This is a genomic window from Pseudoalteromonas sp. Ps84H-4 (genome assembly GCF_024124645.1).
In the GTDB taxonomy this organism is placed as follows: domain Bacteria; phylum Pseudomonadota; class Gammaproteobacteria; order Enterobacterales; family Alteromonadaceae; genus Pseudoalteromonas; species Pseudoalteromonas lipolytica_C.
In genome coordinates, this window is record NZ_JAMXSK010000015.1 from 42,537 (window position 1) to 65,999 (window position 23,463).

The window sequence follows — 23,463 nt, forward strand, 5'->3', positions numbered from 1 at the left end:
TAAAAGCTGCATCTTGTATAGCTACAACATGCAGCTTTTTGCATTTTGGCTCGAGACCTGCAACTTACTAATTAAATGAATGTATCAGGGTTATTTATTTTCAATTTGCAATCAATAACCCAAACATTTTGCAAAATGCAAAGCAATAGGTAAATCATGTTAGTAAAAGAGCAAATCAAACGGTTACTATATTTAGGGCTTTATGCGCTATACACGCGTATTAAGCTTTTTATAATCCCGTTTTGTATTGTGCCACTTGTCGTGATTGTGCTTGCTTTATTTGCACAAAAACAATACAGCAATCATGCAACTATTTTAATCGAAGAATCTGCACTACTTAACCCATATTTAGATGACTTATCTTTCTCATTTCAATTATCAGATCGTATAGCAGCGTTACGCACCTTAGTGATCAGTCGCAAAGTACTTATCTCTGTAGCGAAAGAAACACAATTAATCCCTGAAAATGCCAGCAATAAGCAGGTTGAAGAAATACATCAACAGTTGTCTAAGGCTTTATCTTTATCTTTGATTGGTGATGAGCTGGTCCGCATCAACTTTATTTGGCATAACCAAGCACAAATGAAGCCCGTGCTTGAAAAGGTCGTTGAAAAATTTATAGAGCGTTTACTTGCTCCAACTAAAGCTTCTCTGGATACGTCTGAGCAATTTTTCTACATACAACTTGATAGTCTACGTGAAGAATTAGAGGCTTCAGAAGAAGCACTAGCAGAATTTAAAAGTCAAAACAGTAATACTTTACCAGCCGTGCTTCATAGTAACCGGCAAACATTTGATACCTTACTAAGTGAAAAACAACAAAAAATGATTGCTCTATCTGGTGCAAAAGCAAAGCTTAACGCACTGGTAAGTAAAGTAGGGCAAGCAAATCCTATTTTAGGAAACTTAGAAGAAAAAATAATCCGTACAGAATCAGAACTCAGTTTGCTGCGCACTCGCTATACCGATAAGCACAGCAAAATCATCGAGAAAAAACGTACCCTCGTTAATTTAAAAAGCCGTCAACAAGCATTACTAGAGAAAAGCGAACAGTTAAGTACAACAAATATCGATCAGCTTTGGCAGTTAGTGAACACCTTACCTTCTCAAGATAACAAAGAATCAAGTGTATTGGTTTCTCAACTGTTAGCACTTGAAGAGGCACGCAACAACTTACTACAGCAAGAGCAAGAGTTTGCCATGTTAGAAGAGCAAGTGAAGCTAGTGAGCGATCGTTTATTAGTAACCAGTGATGTTGAAAAGCAATTACGTAAACTCGAGCGTGACTATGAAGTAAAACAATCACTATACAAAGATATGCTCAGTCGTTACGAAATGGCCAAAGTGACCGGCAAGCTTGTTAAATATGAAGGCCCTGACAAAGTTAAGACAATTGAACGCGCATATAGCCCAACGCAACCAATAAATACCTCAATTATGATGACTGCAATTGTAGGTCTTATCTTAGGAATATTTACAGGTGGTGCTAGTGTGTTTGTTGCAGCCCTTTGTGATAGCCATTTAAAAGACACGCAAACCATTGAAAAGTTAACTAACACTGAGGTGGTAACAATACTTCCTATCGTCAATAGCGGGGAAATAACCGGCATTATTGAAGGAGAAAAATCATGAATGTTATGCATTTAGTTCAGCACTTACAGGTAGGTGGCTTAGAAAAAATGGCAATAACGCTACTTCAAAACAGTCAATTTAAGCATTCAAGTATTATTGTTTCGCTTGAGGGGGATAGAAATACTGCATTTGAACAGTGGCCTGAGCTTGAGCCTTTCAGTCATCGCGTCATTTGTTTAGATAAAAAGCCAGGGATATGTTTATCTGTTATAGCTAAAATCAAAAGTCTAATCAGAGAGCATGATATCGACATAATACATAGCCACCACATTGGGCCATTGATTTATGCGGGGATAGCAAGTTCGTTATCGCAAGGTTCAGTACGGCATATTTCAACAATACATGACGCATGGTACCTCACTAATACAAAGCAACGCACTTTTACAAAGTTATTAGATTCGCTAACTAATATATATTGGGTTGCTGATGCACGCATTGTTGCAGACGAATTTAGAGCCAAAACTGCGATTATCCCCGAGCGCACTATTTTAAATGGCATAGATTGCGAAAACTTTATGGCTATTGATGCTAAAGCAGCTCGTGAACAATTCAACTTACCAAATAATGTTAAGTTAATCGGCTGCGCAGCAAGACTCATAGAAGGGAAGGGTCATAAAGATATGATTCATTCACTTCGCTACTTACCCGATGATTTTCATATGGTATTTGCCGGAGATGGAGACCAAAAAGAGTATTTATTAAATTTGGTAAGAAGCTTGCACTTAACTTCGCGGGTTCATTTTTTGGGAAATGTACATGATATGCGTGCATTTTATTCAAGTATTGATGTGATGTGTTTGTACTCTCAACGCGAAGGCCTTCCACTTTCAATAATTGAAGCAATGGCATGTGGTATTCCAATTGTGGCCAGTGATGTGGGAGGCATTCATGAAGTCGTTACTCCAGAGCAAGGAGAACTTGTCAGTGTTAATGACTTTAATCAACTTGCTCCTGCAATTCAAAGAGCCTGTACTTTACCGCGGGGACTCTGTATCCGTCACCATGCAATTAAGGTTGCTGATGCACGAACAATGAGCAGTAAATACGATAATTTATACTCAGCACTGCTGATGTAGGAGGTTAGTATGACATTTGTTACGCTTCTATTTATTACCTTGGTGTGTGTTGTTATATATCACCATATTGGCTACCCAATTCTGTTAAAACTGGTTGCCTCAAGAAAGTTAAAACCAACTACACAGCAAGAGTGTGCTGATAAGTATCAACCAAAAATTGCGATTTTAATGTGCGCTTATAATGAACAGCAGCACATTGCTGAGAAGCTCCATAACCTAGCCTCATTAATTTATGATAACAGTCGCTATTCAATCCATGTTTATTTTGATGGCTGTACAGACAACACGATAGAACAGGCAATGCAAGCTCAACAAGTGCTTCATAGCCAAGAAGTACAGTGCTTTTTTCATATTCGCGATGAGAATATGGGGAAAGTACAAGGCTTGAATACCCTGATGGGCATTGCAAAATATCAAAACGATATTCTACTTTTTACCGATGTCAGTGCCTTATTAAGCATTGATGTGCTCGATAAAATTGTAGAGCATTTTGTTAATCCCTCTATCAGTATTTTAACCGGTGTGTACACATTGGATGACGATGCAGCTGAGTCACAAAAGGTTTATTGGCATTATCAAAATCAAATTAAGAAATCAGAATCGAACCTTGGTGCTGTTATTGGTGTCCCTGGTGCTATGTTCGCTATGCGCTCAAGCGATACGTTTGAACTTGAACAAAACACCATAAATGACGATTTTGTTTTATCGATGAAAGTATTGGGCAAAGGGGGCAAGGCGGTACTTGACGAAGACGTTGTGATATACGAACGTGATTGCGATTCACAAAGCGATGATTACACCCGCCGCGTACGTTTAGGCGCCGGAAATTGGCAACAAATTAAAGCCTTAATGATTTTGTTAAATCCTCGTTTAGGTTGGACTTTTCTTAATTATTTTTCTCATAAAGTTCTGCGTGGTGTAATGCCTATTATTCTAGCCATTATCTATGCCAGCATTTTTTTTGAGGCATTTTTTGCACACACATTGTGGGCACAAGCTCTTGCAACAGCTATAGCGTCTTTACACATTACACATATAGTCAAAGCAACTTGCCAAATTACAACACCTATACCTTTGATTGATAAGAGCAACTATATATTAAATAGCTACTTCTTAGCATTGTGGGGAATTATTCGCTACGAACTTGGCTACTTTAACAAACCTTGGAAACGGGTTAGGTCAATTCGTAAGGCCTCAACCAAAACGCTAGTTAAAACAATAAAACGCACAATTGATATTGTTGGCGCGCTAGCACTTCTCACTCTTGTATGGCCAATCTGCTTAATAACTGCTGTTGTAATAAAACTAACCTCAAAAGGCCCAGTGATATTTAAACAGTTGAGAGTGGGCGAAAGCTCAGATGAATTTGTGTCGCTTTTTTACGTTTATAAATTTCGCTCTATGGTTGTTGATGCTGAGTCACACTCAGGTGCTGTTTGGGCAAGTAAAGATGATCCAAGAATAACAGCGGTTGGCCGTTTTATGCGTAAAACCCGTATCGACGAGCTTCCGCAACTTTTTAATGTTCTTAAAGGAGAGATGTCTTTAATAGGCCCTCGACCTGAACGCCCAGTTTTCTACGGCAAACTGGAAAAAGATATTCCCTATTTTTGTCAACGTACTTACGGGGTGAAACCGGGTATCTCAGGTCTTGCACAAGTAATGAACGGATACGACGAAACAATAGAAGACGCCAGAAGTAAGATAGGTTGGGATTACGCTTATTCATTGAGTATGTCTTCTCCTGTTGCATGGGCAAAATTAGAATTATCAATTATCCTGCGAACCTTACTTGTTGTTTTCACTGGTAAAGGACAATAACAGGTTCTGCAAATTACGTTGCATAATGCAATTTTTGCTATCAAAAATGTTTGCATTATGCATCAGTCAGCCTTTATTGATATATAAATCAATGCGTTATAAACTGGCACTGTAGTTGTACTGTTAACTATGACTAACCAAATACAAAGGTAGAAGATCATGGCTAACAACACAAAAGTATCTGTAGACAGTAAATACATCACACTCCCAAATGATTTTTCGGGCCTTGCAGTAGACGGCTTTAAAGATCAATTCGAAGAAGTAGCACAAGGTAAACAAACCAACGTTGTACTCGATTTTAGTGAAACAACTTTTATCGACTCATCAGGTATAGGTGCGATGGTCTTTTTATATAAACGCATTGAGAAGAAAGGCCAAAAGCTGTCATTACTTAATGTCTCTGGTCAGCCTCATAAGTTAATGAGTCTGTTAAGAGTCGACAAAACAATCCCTTTCATTGAACAAAATGATATAGCTTGAGGTGAGTTATGAAGCACACACTCTTTATAATAATTTTGCTCACGTTAGGTGGATGTGCTTCTTGGCCTGATGAAGGGCAAGGCGGCTGGGCTGAAAAATATCAGAACTACCCGTTAACCGATGAGCAAAACGAGCTTATTTACGATACACAGGAAACCATTGTACTTAGTGAGTTTGAACATCATGTACTCAAACTTGATTTACTAAAAGCACAAGGTATTCAACAATGTATGCCTGCTCAATTATTAAAAGCACAGATATATGAAAACCGCATTCGTCGACTCATTGCGGCTAAAATGTGGTCTGATGCCGAGCATGATTTACTCGTTCATTACCATGGACTAAATCAACTAACTAAACACTTCGAGACGGTTAATGCTTTGACTAAATGCGGTGCAGCAACAAAAGCAGAAGAACCAATGAGTGTTTCTCTTAAAGAACAGATCACAGAGCTTTTGAATAGCGATAATCAATTTTCATTAAACGACTTTCAGGTAACGCCGAAGTATCTCTCACGCTTAGCACAAGCTGCAGATCTAATTAAACAAGTGAAAAATGTTGAGTTATTGCTTGTCGGTCATGCTGATATTAGTGGTCAGCAAATAACAAATTATGAACTGGCTCTTAAACGCGCCGAAACAGTGAAACATTGGCTGGGTGTTTATGGTGTAAACCCTGCAACTATGACCACCTTAACGCAAGGAAGTTTATCGCCTTACAGCGAACAACCTGATTCGAGTTTTAAGCGCCATTCAGATAGACGTGTAAACGCGATTATTATCGACAAGGGTGACGAAAAAGTAAATGAGCAACATCCTGCATTATCTAGTTGGACGAAAATCTTAAACGGGCCTAAGGAGTAATACCATGAAACAATTACTTTTATTACTTTGTTTAATTTTTCTTGCAACCACAGTGGCTGCTGAAGAAATCAAAGTGGGCAATAAGCTTTTCGTCTATTTACCTGGTGAAGCTGATTTTTCTCAACCATTTGAGGTAGATAAAGATGGCTCTATCACACTGCCTGAGCTGGGTCGTTTTAATGTGGCGGGCTTAGAACTTAAAGAAATTGAAGCACAGCTTAAAAAATCACTCAGTGAAGTCTTTGTTGCAATGGATGATTTTTATGTAGAAATACATTCGCGCGATATCTTTATTAATGTAATGGGTTATGTGAATGAACCTTCACAAGTTAGTATTCCAAACGACGGTAACATTCAAATGGTAATAGCCAGAGCTGGGGGCTTAAAACCCGGCGCCCAACTAGACCGCTTACAAATTCGCCGTGCAAATGAAGTTATAGAGTTCAACTATAAAGCGTATCTAGACTCAGGCAACATAGATTTACTACCCAGCTTACAAAGCGCTGATACTGTATTTGTGCCTGTTTCTCCGCTATTAGGTAATGTACAAATTGATTTTGATGCTCAAACATTAAGTGCTTCTGGCGATGCGAGCGATAACAGTGCGATTACTTTATTGGGTGAAGTGCACAACCCGGGTAGTTTCTCTTTTAAAGAAAATATGAGTGTGCTAGATGCATTAATGCGTGCAGAAGGCGTAACTCGCTATGCTGATGTAACTAAAATTCGCGTCATTGTTGATAAAACCCCAGTGGTATTTGATCTAAAAGCATACTTAGATAAACCAAGCAACGATACCATGCCAGAGCTCAAAGCGGGCTCTACTATCTATGTACCAATTATGGTCGATGATGTGAATACCACATCAAGAACCGTGTACATCATGGGAGAGGTACAAAAGCCTGGTGCCTATGAAGCCGCAGAAAATACAAGCTTTTTAGATATTCTTGCTAATGCTGGGGGGCCAACACGCTTTGCTGAAACTCGTCAGATTAAAATTTTAACTCCAGCAGGCGAAAGCATCTTATTTGACTTACAAGGTTACAGCGAAGGCCTTATTACTGCAAAAGTACCTAACTTAAATCCGGGTGATGTAATTTTTGTACCAGAGAAAACCGATCAAAATGAGAAAAGCTGGTTAAAGGTTCCACCCAAGCGAGCAATTAAAATCATTGGTGCGATCATGTCACCAGGACGCTATGAGTGGAGTCAAGAAATGGATTTTACAGATTTACTCGCCCATGCCGGCGGCCCAACAAAAGGGGCCAATATTAACGACATTAAAATTGTTAGAAATGGCGAAGTGACAAAACGCTTTGATTTAGAGCAATACACAATTAGTGGCGCTAAAAAGCATGCGTTACCGAGTTTACAAGCGGGTGATACCATTATAGTTGAAGAGTTACCTGTTGATCCTTCAGACAACAAATCACAGTGGATCCGCCAAGAGTCTGGAAAATCAATTTATATTATGGGGCAGGTTGGTTCACCAGGTCGATATGCTTTTAATACCAACATGCACTTTATTGATATTTTGGCTGCAGCTGATGGTCCGACCGATAATGCAGACCTACGTAATATTCGTATTACTCACCGTAATGGTAATACGGCTAAAGTTAGCAGGTTAAACCTTGCAATGTATTTTGAAACCGGCGATGAAACATTATTTCCCCATGTGTTACCTGGCGACACCATTTATATCCCAGAAAAAAACAAAGACTGGTTACGTACACCTAAAGAGCAAGTTGTTCGAATCATGGGCGCAGTTGAAAAACCAGGACGCTATAGCTTTGACGATACCATGACAGTGCTTGATGTTTTAGCAGAAGCAGGCGGTCCATCAAGTTCAGCACTCATCGACAAAATCGTGGTTGTGAACCACTCTTGCTGCAAAGAGCAATCAAGAGTATTTGATTTAGAAGAGTTTGTGAAAAACCCTAACTCAGCTTACATACCGGTTCTACGAGCGGGCGATACACTTTATGTCCCTGATAAAGGGCAAGATTTAATGAGTCAATTTAAATCAAACTTCTTAGATTTTATTACTGTGCTAGCTTTAGTGGTGGGCTTATGAAATTAATTCCTGCGCAATACCAAGAACTAGAAGCTGTGTGTAACGAAATAGATAATGCTAAAGCACGTTGCATTTGTTTTATTTCTTTAACAGGCAATGAAGGGTCAACGTCATTGTGTGCAAGTGTTGCTAGACGTTTAAGTTTACAAGGTTCAAGAGTACTAATTATCGACTTGAACCCTTTAAACCCTTTTAAATTGGATGCGCAAACAAAAGCAGAATCATGGTGTTTTAGTGATATATCTTGTCAGCTTAATATTATTAATACTGATTATGTTGATTTATTAACCATGCAGCACCTAAAAGAGCTGGAATCGGTAAAAAATAAAACAGTACTCAATGATGCGATTGAACGAATAAAGCAAGAGTACGATTTTATTTTTTTAGATATGAGCCCGGCCTTGAAACGTAACCGAGGTAATGTGCCGCTGCATGCATTAAGTCTGTGTACTGAATTAACCTTTTTGACAGTATCACTTGGTTACAACAATGAAGAGGCGCTGTGTCACGGGGTCGCAAATTTAAACAATGCGGGGATAAAAAATATAAAAATTGTTGTTGCTCAACATCAGTTTGCACCGCTTGGTAGTCGTATTTTAAATACACTCAATAAATACCAACAAAAGTGGCCAACACTCACTAATTTTTTAATTAATAAAGTGATCAAACAACGTTGGTTATTTGTTCCTTACTGAGGCCTTGTATGGATTGTTTATATCAAAAATCATTTCAATTAGATTGGCCTATTGTTAGTGAGATCCGCCATATTCTAAAACATGTATTAACAGCTATAAGTGTTAAAAATCAAGATATTGATGCTGCCGGCTTGGTTGCTACTGAGTACCTAACAAACTTGCTACGTCATAGCGAGGAAAGTGATAAAAAGCTGCAGTTTTCAATGTATAAATTACCTAAAAATAAATTGCTTATAGAGTTCACTGATGCAATGCCAAGCTATAATTTGTTTGAGAATCATAGCTCTGATTGGCATCTAGAAAGTGGTGAGTTAGTAGAAGGTGGTATGGGTGTAGCGCTTATTAAGCACTACTTCCCAAATGCTAAGTACACATCAGAGAAGCACAAAAATACCTTTTCATTTCATTTATCAAACATTGATAAACGACCAACACTGATTTATATCGATGATGACAAATCTCAGTTAGCTTTGCTAAATGCTTATCTTTGCAACCACTTTCAGGTAATTTGCTGTGAAGATATAGAGTCAGGTTGGCAAGAGCTACTTACATCGGGCGCAACGATTTTGTTGCTTGACCATAAACTAAAAAATGGCACAAGTGAGCCATTATTAAAAAAATTAAATCAGTCAAATATTAAAACAAATTTATCAGTAGTCATGCTAACCGGAGATGATAGTGATGAACTTATTAAACGGATAAATTTATTAGGGGTTGATGACTACTTAGTAAAACCCGTAACAAAAACTCGATTACTTCAAAGTATTGAACGAATTGTTCATCGATTCTCTGCGTTAAAATATTTAATTAACGAAGAGCGAATGCAAACACAGCGTAGTTTAACAGATCATACCGCCTATAATTTTGGCTCGATTATTTCACAAAATGGTGGCGATTTCTGTTTATATCCCCACCAGCCACAAAAGCCAGTTATCTTAGGAGATATGATGGGGCATGGCATTACAGCTTTAAAAGAAAGCTTCGCCATCAAAGGTTTTTTGAGTGGCTGTTTGGCCACAGAGATCCCCTTACAAAATGTTCTTAGCACCTTAAACACAGCACTCTGTGAACAACGACTGTGTAAATCGAGTTTAGTGACCTTATTAATAACATTTATAGAAAACAACACATTCCATTGGTTCAATGCCGGTCATCCTGCTCCTTGTGTTATTACTAAAAAAGGGCAGTTAATACAGTTAACTGGAACAGACCCTTTACTTGGTTTAAGTGATGAGCATCACTACTCACATTACCAATATGACCTGAGTGATGTTGAGCATATTTTACTATTTACTGATGGCTGGTTAGACAACCAACATTTTAATGAGGTGGGTCAACACATAGCAAATTTAACGGCCGAAGATCTTCACAGTGAACAATTTGCATATAAGCTTTGGCAATCAAGCCAAGTTAAACTATCAGACGAAGTTGATGATGCGTCTTTAATTGTCATCAATAAACACTAAATATAGAGTTTACAAAGTCACCAATTAAGCACTAAGCTACTAGTAAGGAACTGTAAAATAATCACTTTATCTCAGCATAAAAACTAGAAAAAGGAAGCCAGTAATGCCACCTAAAATACTCATTGTTGAAGATACTGAGTCACTCGCCTTGATGTATCAGTCTTATCTGATTCCAACGGGAGTGAAAACACGCATCGCTTATAACGGTGAGCAAGCAATGTGTGCATTACAAGAATTCGAGCCTGACTTAATAATTTTAGATGTCATGCTACCCGATATAAATGGCTTGGATATTTTATCTTCGTTAGACTCAGACACCGCACCACAAGTTATTGTTCTTACAGGTCATGGCACCAAAGAAATGGCCATTAAAGCCATTAAACTCGGCGCGAGTGACTTTTTAGAAAAACCAATAGAAGCCGATCGTTTTAGGATCACCGTAAATAACGCGCTTAAATTAAAAGACTTAAAGCAAACGGTAAAAAGTTATCAAACTACATACGAAAATGGTAAATATTTTGATTTGATTGGTAGCTCAAGCGTGATGCAGTCAGTTTATCAAATCATAAAATCTGCATCGGCAAGTAAAGCAACCGTGTTCATCACCGGTGAAAGTGGTACTGGTAAAGAGTTGTGTGCACGAGCTGTGCATTTAGCATCACCTCGAGCTAATAAGCCTTTTGTTGCTCTAAACTGTGCAGCTATTCCTAAAGACTTAATTGAAAGCGAAATATTCGGACACTTAAAAGGCGCTTTTACTGGTGCTATAGCAAATCGAGAAGGAGCCGCAGGTCAAGCTGATGGCGGCACGTTATTTCTTGATGAACTTTGTGAGATGGATATCAACTTACAAAGCAAACTACTGCGTTTTATTCAAACGGGATGTTATCAACAAGTAGGCAGTGAAAAAGAAGTAAAAGTGGATGTACGCTTCGTTTGCGCTACCAATCGAGACCCGTTACTAGAAGTACAAGAAGGTCGCTTTCGGGAAGATCTCTATTATCGTTTACACGTTATTCCAATAGCCTTACCGCCACTAAAACAACGGGGCAAAGATGTTATAGAAATTGCTGATGCGTTATTTAAAAAAATAAGTAAAGAAGAAAAGCGTCAATATAAAGGGATGTCTGAAGGCGTAAAAAACTTATTTTTGGGCTACAGTTGGCCTGGTAATGTTCGTCAATTAGAGAACACGATTCGTAATATTATGGTGTTACATGATGAATCATATATCGAAGTGGATATGATCCCCGCATTACCTCAATCCTCTAATCAGAATCAATTAGCATCGTTGCATCAAGTACCGCAACCAGAAGTCATTATTACTGCTGTAGATACAGGCTTGCATACTGAACAAGCTACCATGAATGACACTTTGTTGACGTTCACTCAAGCAGACATTGAACCATTATGGCTTGTTGAAAAACGTTACATTGAACAAGCTATACAAGCATGTGATAACAACATTCCTAAAGCAGCTGCTTTATTAGATGTGAGCCCTTCAACTTTATACCGAAAAATTAAAAGCTGGGAAGAGATGCAAGTAAGCTAGTTCGATAAACTCGGTTAAGTTGCTTGAATTGTTGCTCTCCACCAAACCGTTGCCTGACCAAAGTATGTGCATTAGTAAGCATGTAAGTAATTTGGTCAGGGGTTAAATTGATTAAATTATTTAATTGCTTAGATAGCGCTTGCGCAGAGTTGTCTGTCATTAATAGCCCATTAGTTAAGTGGCTCACAATATGAGGTAATTGCCCAACTGGAGAGACAATAACTAATACGCCATGCGACATTGCCTCAAGCACTACCATTGGCAGTCCTTCAGCCCTAGAACAGACCACTAATACATCGAGTTTTTGCCAAATTTCATGTTGGTCGCACATGCCGTGAAAGGATACTGAAGAAAGCTCAAGGTCGTCACGCATAGGTCCATCGCCAAACATATGAAAAATTAAAGAACTAGTAGCAAATTGCTTAGCAACATCTACAAATATATCGGGCGCTTTTTCTATTGAAAGCCGACCAACAAAACCAACATTTAAATTGCTTTTGCATTTAGGTTCTAATGTCGGGTTAGCATTAGGAATAGAAATGAAGTTTTCAAGCACTTCGGCATTGTAAATATCGGCAGCTAATTGATTTGAAACTGCAAAGTTTTTAGAAAAGAAGCTTAAAAGCTTATCAAGCTTGTTATATAAAAAGACTTTACCACGGCCAACTTCTCCAGCATGGTAAGTCGAAATGCAAGGGCGGTTTTGCCAGCGGCATACTAACTTACCCATGATACTTGCCTTGTACCCATGGGTGTGCAGTAACGCTGAACGAGGAAACGATTTTAAAATATCGTTTAAACTTTTTAAGCTCCCGCCAGCAAAACCATAGACGATATTTTCTTGCTCTAAGCGATAGTAAAAATCCCGATTATTATGATCTTGATAAAATAGGATTGAACTCTTAATATTGTTTCGTTCTAAAAGCTTATTTAAAGCAATTAGGTGACTTTCGATTCCACCTATCAGGCTTGAATCAACAAATAAAATAACACTGTATTTCATATTCACTCCAAGGTGAGACCATGATAGATAATGCTACATTTTCTCAGTTAAAACAGGATGTTGGTGATGACTTAGCTAAACAGCTTTTGCAAGTCTATATCACTGAATCCAGTCAAATTGTTTCAAGCCTAGCTGATCCAAACAAGCAAACTGACATCGAAATTAATGCGCATAGCTTAAAAAGCAGTAGCCTGAGCTATGGTGCATTAGCTGTCGGAAAACTTGCCGAACAAATTGAAATGAAAGCTAAAGCAGAACAATTCGATGACCAACTTGTTAGCCTAATCAGTACGTTACAAGATCAATTTACACAGACCTCAACCCACGCGCAGAGCTTGATCAGCGCGAATTAATTGCTCATGCTCAGTCTCTAAACTGAGCGGCATTTTTAAGATTTCCCCAAACACCGTACTTAACTGCTCTATATCGTGTTGTTGATTAGCCGATTTCACCACATCATTAAAATGCGAAACAATTTCACTAAGTGCATCTAAAGAAATACTTAAATCGCAAAAACTATAGCCCAGCATGCCTTCAAGCCAGTCAACAGGTTTCATATCGAGCGATTTAATAACACTGGTTTCTTTAGCGATGTTTTCAATAAACACTCTACATGCAGATGTGTTTTGTACGGCTTTGGCAATATCTTCTACTAACATGGCTGGCATAACACTGGTAATCAGACTGCCTGGGCCAATAATAAGCATATCTGCGTTTTCTATTGCTTGAATAACACCTGGTGCGGCATTTACATTTTGAGAAAGGGTGACGTAATCAGGTAATTCCGCCAGAGAATCAATTTCGCATTCGCCAAATACTTTTAAACCAGAAGGTAACACCGCAAGTAAATCGGTAGGTTCATCTGACATGGGTAAAATATTTTCAGAGTTTCCTAACATTGCGTTAAACCATGCTACTGCTTGAGTCGCAGAGTTTGTTTGCTGCGTTAAACTTAATAATGCTAAATTACCCAAGCTGTGGCCATCGAGTTCACCGCCACTAAAACGGTGGTGAAATACTTGATGAATAAGTGAATCATTATCTGCAAGCTGTAAACAACAGCGCCGTATGTCACCCAATGCAACAACATCTTGACTATTTCTTAGCTTGCCAGTGCTACCACCATTATCGGTTGTTGCTACAATCGCAGTTAGTTCTGCACAATGAGGTCTTATAGCACTGAGCATATGAGATAAACCATGGCCACCACCAATGCATACTATTTTCATGATTCTTACCCCTTATTCGTTCAATACTACTTAAAAGCATAGTCTGTACCAAAAGATTAAGTTTTATAAGGTAATGAAATTTAAATACTTTATTTTCTAGGTTTAGTGTCTACACTAAAAGTGGGGCATTTATTTGCAATATGCGACGCAATATCAACGTGGAAAAGCAATGGCTGAATTAAATTTACAACAGTTACAGAGTGAACTTCGCAAGTTTCACGGTATAAATGACAGTCGAGCGTTGAAAGCGCAGCTTGAACATGTATTAGCTCCGTACTTTACTTTTAACGAACTTTGTTTAATCAATATCGAACATGACAAAGCATCTTTCGAAATGAGAACCACAAAACACCTTGAATTTGATGAACAATTACTAAAGGAAATACTAAAATCCAGTAACGACGAATGGTGTTTTTTTAATACTAACCATGTTTTCCTAAGCTCAGAGCCACTTAATGATGCCTTGATATTTAAAGTCGCCTTGTCTGAAGAAAGCATGCAATGTTTTGTGTTTTTTTCAGTTAAAGAAAGTGACTATTTTTCTAAAAAAGCATCAACAGCGCTCCATGTGCTATTACAGCAAGTTGCATGGCAGTATTCGCAATTAACACGTTTAAATAGGCAAAAATTTCATTCGACCTCGTTATTAACTCGCCTTGGAGAGCTGTCAGAATTATTTAGAGACTTTGCCAGTGAATGGTTTTGGCGCACCAATAAAGAAGAGCGGTTTATTAATGTGCTGACCACAGCTAGCCACAGTAATTTATATAAACGTCATTTTTTACATAAAAATTTCGATGCGATCATTACTCAGCAAGAACAAAAACAGCTTAAAAAATGGTCTCACTTTAAACATCTTTTAGCCGAGCATGCTGAGTTTCTTGATTTTGAGTTTGAAGTTAACTCCTCACCATCGGCATGGGTATCATTTAGTGGCAAGCCACAGTTTGATGCACAGGGTCAGTTTAGAGGGTACCTCGGAATTGCAAAAGATATCACAGTAAACAAAGACCGTGAGCAAGCTTTGCAATTAGCAAAAGAAAAGGCAGAAGAAGCGAATCTTGCTAAATCTAAATTTTTAACCGTGATGTCACATGAAATACGTACCCCTATGAATGCGATAGTCGGAATGTTAGATTTGCTTGCTGATTCAAAACTTACCGACAAACAAAGCCGCTGGCTTGATTATGCTAATTCAAGTGCCGATTTATTACTTGATTTAATTAGTGACGTACTGGATTTTTCTAAAATTGAAAGTGGCTCATTAGATTTAGACATTAAAGCAACCGACATCAATGCCTTGGTGAAGAATATTGCATCACAGTTTTTAGAGATAACACAAGGCACTAACGTTGTTTTTTCTACACAAATCAAAGACGGCTTACCGGATAAAATAAATATTGATAGTGCGCGAGTAGGGCAAATACTTTTTAATATTCTTGATAATGCTTTTAAGTTTACCAAAGTGGGGACAGTTAATTTTGTAGCAGATTACACTGACCAATACCTACACTTTGAAATATCAGATACCGGGCAGGGAATATCTCCTTCACATATTGATTCAATTTACGATGCCTTTAAACAACATGACTATGGTGTAAACCGGCAGATTGAAGGGGTTGGTCTTGGTTTAAGCATAACAAAGAGCCTTGTTGATCTAATGAAAGGGGATATTAAAGTTGTTAGTGAACAAAATGTAGGTACTAAGTTTACTATTCAGATCCCCTATACGGTTGTAAGTGCTGATACCAAAGTAGTTGACGACGAAAACACATTAGAGCCTATCGCTATTTTGGTAACTGAAGACAATAAGACCAATCAAGTGTTGATTAAAGCTTTCTTAGAAAAGCTTAATCACCATGTCACATTGGCTGATCATGGCCAACAAGCAATTGAAAAGTTACAACAACAACACTTTGATTTAGTTCTTATGGACATGATGATGCCCGTTATGGATGGTATAACCGCAACAAAATACATTCGTGATGAATTAAAGATGACCTTACCCATAGTAGCGTTAACAGCCAATGCTTCGCATCAAGATAAAGCAATCTGTATAGATGCGGGAATGAACAAAGTATTAACTAAACCGATTCGCTTTCATGATTTAAATAGGGCTTTGAGGGTGCTATTTAGTCAGTAACAAAGCCCCGAAGGGCCTTTTACAATACCATAGCTGCAATCCAACCGGCGATCAGCAACGGAATATTAAAATGAATAAATGTCGGTACCACAGAATCCCATATATGGTCATGTTGCCCATCTGCATTTAAACCAGATGTTGGCCCAAGTGTAGAATCTGATGCGGGGGAGCCTGCATCACCTAATGCCCCTGCAGTGCCAACAAGCGCCGCAGTGGCCATTACTGAAAAGTTTAGTTCTAATGCCAGCGGTACAAATAAGGTGGCAATAATAGGCACCGTCGAAAATGAGCTACCAATGCCCATCGTTATTAGTAACCCAACAAGTAAAATTAATGCAGCAGCAAGTGGTTTATTCCCTTCCATAAGGCCAGCTGCTGAACTAACAAGGGAGGTGACATCACCTGTTGCTTGCATTACCGAAGCAAACCCTTGTGCAGAAATCATAATAAAGCCAATCATCGCCATCATAGCAACGCCTTTACTAAAAACATCACTATTTTGTTCCCATTTAACAACTCCAAATAAACTGAAAATCATTACACCAACTAGTCCACCTAATATCATCGAATTGCTAACACTTTGAGCTACTAACGAGCAAAGCACAGCTGCAATTCCCACAATAAGTACTTTTTTAGGTTGTTCGATAACAACATTTGGAGGTGTTTCAGTAAGCGGGTGTGGAGCATAGTCACGGCGTTTTTTATAGCTAATAAACACTGCGATTAACAAACCTACAACCATGCCAAGTGCAGGGATGATCATTGCCATGGGCACCTGGGTATTCACAATTTCTAAACCATTATCGGTTAAGTTTTTATGTAAAATTGAATATAGGTATATTCCACCAAAACCATAGGGCAAAACCATGTACGAGGTTGCCAAACCAAAAGTTAAAATGCACGCAATAGCACGCCTATCTAAGCGCAGTTTGTTGAATATCACTAGCAACGGTGGGATCAATATGGGAATAAAGGCTATATGCACTGGGATTAGGTTCTGCGAAGAGATCGCGCAAAGTAAGATAATAACTAAAATAAAATAACTTAGCGTTGTTTCGCCTTTATGGCTGTGCTCATTCACCTGTTTTAACAGGGTTGAAGCAAGTATTCGGGTCAATCCTGATTTTGAAATAGCCACAGCGAATGCCCCTAACATGGCATAGCTTAATGCTATTTCTGCACCACCAGAGAGCCCGTCATTAAATGCATTCAGTGTTTCTGATAGACCAAGCCCGGCAGTTAGACCAGCCACAATCGCACTCAGTGTCATTGCGACAATAACGTTAATTCGGCAAAGAGTTAGTACCAGCATCAAAATAACGCCAATAATTACTGCATTCATGGTTTTCTCTATTTTGCTGTTTTGATGGAGTTTAACAGAAGTCGTACCTGCTTTTTGCGGTTTTGATTAAAAGCCTGTTGCTGATAACGTACTTCGATGAATATTTGTTCAAATTTAGCTAGTTTGCTGGCAACTGTTGGCTTTGAGCGCTTCATCAAAGCGATATTTTGCAAAGGAGTGTTTGTTTTATCGTAGTGAATTTGTTGTTTTTCAGCCCAGCGATAAAGCTGCATCAGTTCAAAAACAAGTGGTTCAGAACTGCGAGGTAAACGCTTGTTGTATAAAAAGTAACTGGTAAAACAAAGTGCGAGAGTTACCATAATTACCAATGGAGTTAACCAAAATGCATTATTACCAAAAAGCGCTTTAAATAAGTTTTGTTGCGATTGCTCGTCAAAAGTTAAAACCCAATTTGTCCACTTGTAATCAAGCTCTTCTAATTTAATACGAAGCCAATTAATCGCTTTTAAGTGACTCCAGCGCTTTAAGCCAAAGTTTAAATTATCATTAAACCGTTCGCTCAACGCTTGAAACTCTGACAACGAACCGTTGAGACGCTCAGGTGCAACAACTTCAGTTGCATCGAAAACATGCCAACGCTCATCGTAAAATACTTCAACCCATGCATGTGCATCATATTGGTAAATATTAAGGGTTGTGCCTTGTCGTTCCGCACCTAAGTAGCCTGATACAACGCGTGCTGGATAACCTGCCGCACGAAACATAAAAGCTGCTGTACTGGCGTAGTGGCCACAAAACCCACTCTTATTTTCAAACACAAACTGATCAATGGTGTTTTTATTAAGCATAGGAGTAGGAGTTAGGGTATAGCTAAATTGTTGCGTATTAAAATAGCCTAATAGAGCATTGAAATACGATTGTGCGGTAGTATTTTTATTGGCTAAATTATTTACAAGCTCACGAGTCTTGGGGTTACTTTCAACGGGAAGTTGTGTATAAAGCCGCTGCTCAAAAGGAGTTAGGCTATAACTTACTTGCGTACTTTGCACAGCATATTTAATATTTTTATTTAGATTGCCTTTACGTTTTAGTAAACCGTTGTATGTGCTTGCCACATTATTATGACTACTCGTGGCAAACCCTAACGCAAAAAGCCAGTTCGATGATGACGGCTCGGCAATAACATTATATTCAACGTTAGGTTCTTCAATATTGACACTACGATTGTCGTTAAATTGTTGAGACTTCAAAATGTCCGATACTAACCATTGCTGACCGTCAAAGGCATCATGAATTAAACTGCGCCAATAATAGGGCGCTTGTAAGGTCGAGTTCGGCTGCTCTTCAACTCTGAACACAAGGTCATCAGACTCTGCAAGCTTGGCAATTGCAAAAGGGTCAACTTGTTCAGATAAGCCAGTTTTTGCAAGCTTTGGCCCCGGAAGTTGCCAAAATGCAGGGAGTTTAGGTAAAAATATAATTAAAAAAACCGATACTGGTAATGCGAGTAAAACTGTTTTAATACTTTGCTTATTGGCAGACTTGAAGCTTTTAGGGCTTGATAAATAACCCAGAACCGCAAAGTTAATGATGTAAAGCAAGCTGACAAGCAGGGTCTCTAAAATGCCTTGATAGAACAAATATACCGTGGAAAGGTTAAAAAATACCAGTAAACATACGGTTTGATAGTGTTTTACAGCTTTAGCTTGCAACAATTTAAAAGTACTAGCGAGTAACATCATAGATACAAACAGTTTAACTGTATCGCTAATCCCTACAGTTACAAACAGTGCAATTAAACACAGTGCCGCAAGGATATTTGCCATCAGTGCAGTGAGTTTTTTATAAAACCGGTCTAACACGAGATTAAAAAAACTTAAGCCGACTAATATGAATAAAAACGAACTAGGGATCTCACTAAATAATAAGCCACTGATTGCTATAAATAGGAATGATAAAACGGCATTAATAAGCGATAAATTCACAACTAATGCTCCGCTAAGGCTTTTAAACAAGCTGTTTGATGGACATCACCAGACGCTTTTGAAATTTTCTTTTTTGGCAAAGTTAATGAAAAAGCGATTTGTTGTTCTGTAAGTTGATTAACTAAAAAACATAGCTGACTTAAGCGATACTCTGTATTACCACTTAGCATATTAAAATTAAGCGCTAACTCTTGAGTCGTATCACTGGTAAATTCTTTGCTCAACAATTGCTGTGTTTTTGCATAGTGTTTCCATGATACTTTATTCAAAGCTGAGCCTTTAATAAAAGGTGTTAATTGATAAAACTCATCAGAACCTGTTCTAGATTGTGCATTATCACCTGCATCGTTCAGCTCTTCATGTAACTCAATATCTAAGTTTTCTGCTAATTTAGGAGTAGGGTAAACATAGATCACATCACTCGGCTGAATATAACTCCACACAGACACTAAACCAAATGGAAAGTGACTTATTATTTTTGCTTTTTCAAGACCGTAAACACCACGTTTAGTACAGTTAAGTGCTATTTCAATGGTTTTTTTGTCCGAGTTATCCAGCGATATAGTCTCTGACTCTGAGCCAGATATCATTAATTTTACTTGTTGGCTACTAGAGGTTGATTGTAACTGATAACGCGCATATTGAGATTTTGGAGCATAACTATTTATAGCAAAAAGATACTTAACAGATAAACCGCGCATATTCTTATAACCAGTGAGAATCGAGAACACCAAAATAACTACCATCAAATAGGCCATCGCCAAGATCAGATTGTTTTGATAATTGATGCCCATCACAAAGTTAAGCAGTGCAATGAGTAAAAACTTCATGCCTAATTTAGAAGGTAATACATAAATGTTTTTATGTTGAAGAGAGATCTCATTAACGTTATGTTTATTCTTCAAAAATTTATTGAAAATGGATTGGCCAATTTCAGAAATAATAAAAGCAGGGCGCTTTAACATGCTTATAAGCTTACAGGCACATGATTTAATGCATAGCCACTATCTTGATTGTTCAAACCAAGGCGGTGATCAGTCACACTGCTAAATACAGCTTGAACATCCTCAGGTAACACAAAGTCACGTCCTTCAATATAAGCCCATGATTTCGCTGCACGCGAAATAGCAATACTGGCTCTTGGCGATAAAGGATTAACAAAATGAGAGCTTTGGCGTGTGTAATCAACCAGTTCTAAAATATAATCAACAACCGCGTTACTCAATGTAACTGAAGATATTTCTTTTTGAATAACAGCAAGTTGCTCAGGGGTAATGCGAACTGGTAATTCATCATAATTGCGGTTATTCAAACCTAAAATTAAGCTTTTTTCTGCTTGTTTATCAGGAAAGCCTAAGCTAATACGCATGAAAAAACGATCTAATTGTGACTCAGGTAACGGGTAAGTACCTGATTGATTTACTGGATTTTGTGTTGCGATAACAAAAAATGGAGAAGGCAGGGCATGTTTAACCGAATCAACAGTAACTTGTTTTTCTTCCATGGCTTCAAGTAACGCACTTTGTGTTTTAGGTCCCGCGCGATTTATTTCATCTGCTAACACAACCTGACTAAAAACAGGGCCTTGATGAAAAGAAAACGCATGTTCCTTTGCATCAAAAATATTTGTTCCTAGTATATCTGATGGAAGTAAATCACTGGTGAATTGAATACGTTGGTAAGATAACCCTAAGACTGCCGCAAGTGCATGAGATAATGTGGTTTTTCCCATCCCAGGTAAATCTTCAATTAATAAATGGCCTTCGCTAAACAAACAAGCTAGAGCAAGTTTAATTTGTTGTTGTTTACCAAGAATAACAGTAGATAGGTCATCTATAATAAGATTGATTGTTGAGTTCATAAACTACTTAACTTGCGATGGTTTCCATCATTTCTAGGCGCTTCATGACAGTATCGACTTTTTTGGCATTAAATGGTTTTGCAATAAAACCCTTAGCACCAAGTTCCCAAGTATTTTGCACATTCTCAAGACTATTATGGCCGGAACACATAACAACATGAGTATGTGGGTGATGGTCATTTAAGTATTCAAGGATCTCAGTGCCGTCTGTATTAGGAAGCTCAATATCTAGAAAGATAACATTTGGAGACTTTTCCTCAATAACAGTTTTTGCTGATTCAAAATCTCGGCTTTCTAAAATATCGTCAAAACCCAGACCAGTTAAAATTTGATTTAAATAATCTCTGATATCTTGCATATCATCAATTATCAAAATTGGCTCTAACGGTTTCACAAATTCCATATCGTTTACATCTTATCGTTACATCTCAAGTTGATAGTTTTAATATATGCTATGGAGTAGCTAAGCTCAAGAAACAGCCACGAATTAAATGAATAAGTTGATAAAACACTACCGCAATGTCCGATACCGTCTAGTATTGGACTTAGCGCACGCAGAGTATAGGTGTGGTTATCTATAGATGTATCACTTCCTATAATTTATATTATGTTAAATAAAGTATTTATCTTTATAAGCAGCCTCATTAGTCGTTGTAATTAGCACTTTAACTCTGGATCGATCCAGTCTTGTGTGTCAAAAATTCACACCACTATTCAACTGGTTACACATACATTAGATTTAAGGAATTTAAATTTTGATATTTTAACGCTGGATCCCTTTGTTGGGATTTGGTTTGAACAATTCTGCCATTTGATGGCTGAAAACTGACATTATTTGTATATGCTAATAACGCGACGCTACGTGAATTAAATTTAAATGCGTGCACCAACGCCTATTTATTTACGTAGCGCGTCATAACTTTCACTTTTTATTACGCCGGTTGTATTTCTCTTTAGCTTCTCTTACAAAGTTTTCGTTTTCTGTAATTCTCTTTCCAAGTTCATCGACCGCACTCATCGAATAAAGGTGTCTGTCTGATACTTTAATGTAATGATGATACTCGTTGTCGTTGGATTTCCATTTCAACTTATGAATACAAGCGTCGATACAGTTGGTGTTCAAAGATGGTTTTGCACCAGCTGTGTACACTAAGCAACGCCCTAGTTTTACGTCATCATACTTTTGCAGCTTCTCTAAAACGCTAGACAGCAATTTGCTTCGTGTAAATGAATGAGACTTTTCAGGGTTTACCGCTTTTTCTACCATCAGTACGTTCTTGAGATTCTCAATGTCTTCTTTCTTGCCATTGGCCTTGGCAAGTATCACCTGTGTTCCATTCTGATCCTGCGTATACATCAAAGACACGTTAATCGGTATGGCAAACGTAATGTCATCCGCTGCTTCGATATCTTGTTCTAATTGGCTAGCTAATTCTAATATTTGATCTGCGGCGGAGCCATAAAGTGACTTTAATAGTGACGCCGGTGGTAGTTGGAAATCTCCAACCAGAGATAACATGCCTGTATGTTGGGAAGAAATAAATGGCACTTCAGCGAATGACTCAAACTCAGCTGAAAAATTTAGTACGCCTGACTGGAATATTCTGGACGCAATCGATTGAATCTCTGGCATTAATAAATGAACAGCTCATCGCGCCAGTCCGCTATAATTTCAATATTGCGGCGAATATTATTCTTCTGCTCATAGATCCTGTCTAAGCACACACGTAACGGTATCGTGCGTTTCAATCCTTTCTTACCATTAACTTTTTCGTATATCTTGTGCTCACCATCTCTCTCAATTAGTTTAGCTTTTAATAATTGTTCCCATGCTGTACAGAACAACATCACAAAGCCATCGAGTTTATTCTCCAATGAGGGTCTGTTATACAACTCTAATGCCAGCATCATATTATCTTTAGACTTTTTAAGTAGAGCCTTGGCTAGATTGCTTTTACACTTATGCCCAAGTTCTTGAAAGTGCTTGCTTTGAGATAACCGCTTCTTAAACTCAGTTAGCGTAATACCAACGGTATTTATTGCCTCAAACTTATTAGCCGAAACCTCAACCAAGAATTGTGATATCTGACGCTTGTTTAAATATGTCTTAAATGTATTTGCCTCCCAACCGGTGGCAGCAATTACATCTTCACGACTAAACAGTTGTCCAGCGTTTTGCTTTTTCTGTAGAAAGGTAAAGAATTTTTGTTGTCGATCATCCTTTTTCTTAACTGACATCCCTACCCTCCTATTGCCGTAGCCTCGATTTCCTTCAGAAGC

Annotated in this window: 18 protein-coding genes and 1 pseudogene; 11 read left to right on the forward strand and 8 right to left on the reverse strand. The window is 38.1% G+C overall.

Going from position 1 to position 23,463, the window contains the following annotated elements; all coding sequences use genetic code 11:
• Positions 1-156: 156 nt before the first annotated feature.
• From NH454_RS13650 to NH454_RS13690, 9 genes are all read left to right on the forward strand, one after another.
• The gene (locus NH454_RS13650) at positions 157-1,632 is read left to right on the forward strand and encodes a GNVR domain-containing protein (protein WP_199526491.1); all 1,476 of its coding nucleotides are present in this window, start codon (positions 157-159) and stop codon (positions 1,630-1,632) included.
• A complete protein-coding gene (locus NH454_RS13655; protein ID WP_199526492.1) occupies positions 1,629-2,708 on the forward strand; it encodes a glycosyltransferase in 1,080 nt (359 codons plus the stop codon). Before NH454_RS13650 ends, NH454_RS13655 begins: the two co-directional genes overlap by 4 nt.
• A gap of 9 nt (positions 2,709-2,717) precedes the next feature.
• Positions 2,718-4,529: a sugar transferase gene (locus tag NH454_RS13660; RefSeq protein ID WP_235382115.1), complete on the forward strand. Its 1,812-nt coding sequence runs from the start codon at positions 2,718-2,720 to the stop codon at positions 4,527-4,529.
• 159 nt (positions 4,530-4,688) lie between these two features.
• Positions 4,689-5,009, forward strand: a complete 321-nt coding sequence (locus NH454_RS13665) for an STAS domain-containing protein (protein WP_135924568.1) — start codon at positions 4,689-4,691, stop codon at positions 5,007-5,009.
• Between the two features lie 8 nt (positions 5,010-5,017).
• Positions 5,018-5,872: an OmpA family protein gene (locus NH454_RS13670; RefSeq protein WP_235382116.1), complete on the forward strand. Its 855-nt coding sequence runs from the start codon at positions 5,018-5,020 to the stop codon at positions 5,870-5,872.
• A gap of 4 nt (positions 5,873-5,876) precedes the next feature.
• Positions 5,877-7,946, forward strand: a complete 2,070-nt coding sequence (locus tag NH454_RS13675) for an SLBB domain-containing protein (RefSeq protein WP_235382117.1) — start codon at positions 5,877-5,879, stop codon at positions 7,944-7,946.
• A complete protein-coding gene (locus NH454_RS13680; RefSeq protein ID WP_138557535.1) occupies positions 7,943-8,641 on the forward strand; it encodes an AAA family ATPase in 699 nt (232 codons plus the stop codon). The genes NH454_RS13675 and NH454_RS13680 overlap by 4 nt, the downstream gene beginning before the upstream one ends.
• A gap of 8 nt (positions 8,642-8,649) precedes the next feature.
• Positions 8,650-10,107: a SpoIIE family protein phosphatase gene (locus NH454_RS13685; protein WP_199526496.1), complete on the forward strand. Its 1,458-nt coding sequence runs from the start codon at positions 8,650-8,652 to the stop codon at positions 10,105-10,107.
• A 103-nt stretch (positions 10,108-10,210) separates the two neighbouring features.
• Positions 10,211-11,659: a sigma-54 dependent transcriptional regulator gene (locus tag NH454_RS13690; protein WP_235382118.1), complete on the forward strand. Its 1,449-nt coding sequence runs from the start codon at positions 10,211-10,213 to the stop codon at positions 11,657-11,659.
• Here NH454_RS13690 and NH454_RS13695 read toward each other — a convergent pair.
• Positions 11,628-12,662, reverse strand: coding sequence for a glycosyltransferase family 4 protein (locus NH454_RS13695; RefSeq protein ID WP_235382119.1), 1,035 nt, complete (start codon positions 12,660-12,662; stop codon positions 11,628-11,630). The genes NH454_RS13690 and NH454_RS13695 overlap by 32 nt on opposite strands.
• Positions 12,663-12,682: 20 nt before the next feature.
• Between NH454_RS13695 and NH454_RS13700 the strand changes: the two genes are divergently transcribed.
• Positions 12,683-13,015 carry an Hpt domain-containing protein gene (locus NH454_RS13700; protein ID WP_199526498.1) on the forward strand — a complete coding sequence of 111 codons (333 nt, stop codon included), beginning with the start codon at positions 12,683-12,685 and terminating at the stop codon, positions 13,013-13,015.
• Here the strand turns inward: NH454_RS13700 and yvcK are convergent.
• Positions 12,980-13,891: a uridine diphosphate-N-acetylglucosamine-binding protein YvcK gene (gene yvcK / locus NH454_RS13705; protein ID WP_235382120.1), complete on the reverse strand. Its 912-nt coding sequence runs from the start codon at positions 13,889-13,891 to the stop codon at positions 12,980-12,982. The genes NH454_RS13700 and yvcK overlap by 36 nt on opposite strands.
• Before the next feature lie 169 nt (positions 13,892-14,060).
• Here yvcK and NH454_RS13710 point away from each other — a divergent pair, with 169 nt between their 5' ends.
• Positions 14,061-16,034 carry a response regulator gene (locus tag NH454_RS13710; RefSeq protein WP_235382121.1) on the forward strand — a complete coding sequence of 658 codons (1,974 nt, stop codon included), beginning with the start codon at positions 14,061-14,063 and terminating at the stop codon, positions 16,032-16,034.
• Positions 16,035-16,053: 19 nt separating this feature from the next.
• Here the strand turns inward: NH454_RS13710 and NH454_RS13715 are convergent, their stop codons facing one another.
• From NH454_RS13715 to NH454_RS22440, 6 genes and pseudogenes are all read right to left on the reverse strand, one after another.
• Positions 16,054-17,376, reverse strand: coding sequence for a Na+/H+ antiporter family protein (locus NH454_RS13715; RefSeq protein WP_235382122.1), 1,323 nt, complete (start codon positions 17,374-17,376; stop codon positions 16,054-16,056).
• 8 nt (positions 17,377-17,384) lie between these two features.
• Positions 17,385-19,322, reverse strand: coding sequence for a DUF3488 and transglutaminase-like domain-containing protein (locus NH454_RS13720; RefSeq protein ID WP_235382123.1), 1,938 nt, complete (start codon positions 19,320-19,322; stop codon positions 17,385-17,387).
• A gap of 2 nt (positions 19,323-19,324) precedes the next feature.
• On the reverse strand, positions 19,325-20,287 hold the full coding sequence (locus NH454_RS13725) for a DUF58 domain-containing protein (RefSeq protein ID WP_253039367.1): 963 nt from the start codon (positions 20,285-20,287) through the stop codon (positions 19,325-19,327).
• 2 nt (positions 20,288-20,289) lie between these two features.
• Positions 20,290-21,183 (reverse strand): MoxR family ATPase, encoded by an 894-nt coding sequence (locus NH454_RS13730; RefSeq protein WP_253039369.1) that lies wholly within the window; start codon positions 21,181-21,183, stop codon positions 20,290-20,292.
• Between the two features lie 7 nt (positions 21,184-21,190).
• The gene (locus NH454_RS13735) at positions 21,191-21,586 is read right to left on the reverse strand and encodes a response regulator (protein ID WP_135924536.1); all 396 of its coding nucleotides are present in this window, start codon (positions 21,584-21,586) and stop codon (positions 21,191-21,193) included.
• 519 nt (positions 21,587-22,105) lie between these two features.
• Positions 22,106-23,421: pseudogene (locus tag NH454_RS22440) on the reverse strand (DUF3644 domain-containing protein).
• Between the last annotated feature and the right edge of the window lie 42 nt (positions 23,422-23,463).

Coding starts and splice junctions, on each gene's coding strand:
- NH454_RS13715 (WP_235382122.1), bottom strand. CDS start 17,376: ATGAATGCAGTAATTATTGGCGTTATTTTGATGCTGGTACTAACTCTT.
- NH454_RS13695 (WP_235382119.1), bottom strand. CDS start 12,662: ATGAAATACAGTGTTATTTTATTTGTTGATTCAAGCCTGATAGGTGGA.
- yvcK (WP_235382120.1), bottom strand. CDS start 13,891: ATGAAAATAGTATGCATTGGTGGTGGCCATGGTTTATCTCATATGCTC.
- NH454_RS13700 (WP_199526498.1), top strand. CDS start 12,683: ATGATAGATAATGCTACATTTTCTCAGTTAAAACAGGATGTTGGTGAT.
- NH454_RS13685 (WP_199526496.1), top strand. CDS start 8,650: ATGGATTGTTTATATCAAAAATCATTTCAATTAGATTGGCCTATTGTT.
- NH454_RS13730 (WP_253039369.1), bottom strand. CDS start 21,183: ATGAACTCAACAATCAATCTTATTATAGATGACCTATCTACTGTTATT.
- NH454_RS13660 (WP_235382115.1), top strand. CDS start 2,718: ATGACATTTGTTACGCTTCTATTTATTACCTTGGTGTGTGTTGTTATA.
- NH454_RS13655 (WP_199526492.1), top strand. CDS start 1,629: ATGAATGTTATGCATTTAGTTCAGCACTTACAGGTAGGTGGCTTAGAA.
- NH454_RS13675 (WP_235382117.1), top strand. CDS start 5,877: ATGAAACAATTACTTTTATTACTTTGTTTAATTTTTCTTGCAACCACA.
- NH454_RS13665 (WP_135924568.1), top strand. CDS start 4,689: ATGGCTAACAACACAAAAGTATCTGTAGACAGTAAATACATCACACTC.
- NH454_RS13680 (WP_138557535.1), top strand. CDS start 7,943: ATGAAATTAATTCCTGCGCAATACCAAGAACTAGAAGCTGTGTGTAAC.
- NH454_RS13650 (WP_199526491.1), top strand. CDS start 157: ATGTTAGTAAAAGAGCAAATCAAACGGTTACTATATTTAGGGCTTTAT.
- NH454_RS13690 (WP_235382118.1), top strand. CDS start 10,211: ATGCCACCTAAAATACTCATTGTTGAAGATACTGAGTCACTCGCCTTG.
- NH454_RS13670 (WP_235382116.1), top strand. CDS start 5,018: ATGAAGCACACACTCTTTATAATAATTTTGCTCACGTTAGGTGGATGT.
- NH454_RS13735 (WP_135924536.1), bottom strand. CDS start 21,586: ATGGAATTTGTGAAACCGTTAGAGCCAATTTTGATAATTGATGATATG.
- NH454_RS13725 (WP_253039367.1), bottom strand. CDS start 20,287: ATGTTAAAGCGCCCTGCTTTTATTATTTCTGAAATTGGCCAATCCATT.
- NH454_RS13710 (WP_235382121.1), top strand. CDS start 14,061: ATGGCTGAATTAAATTTACAACAGTTACAGAGTGAACTTCGCAAGTTT.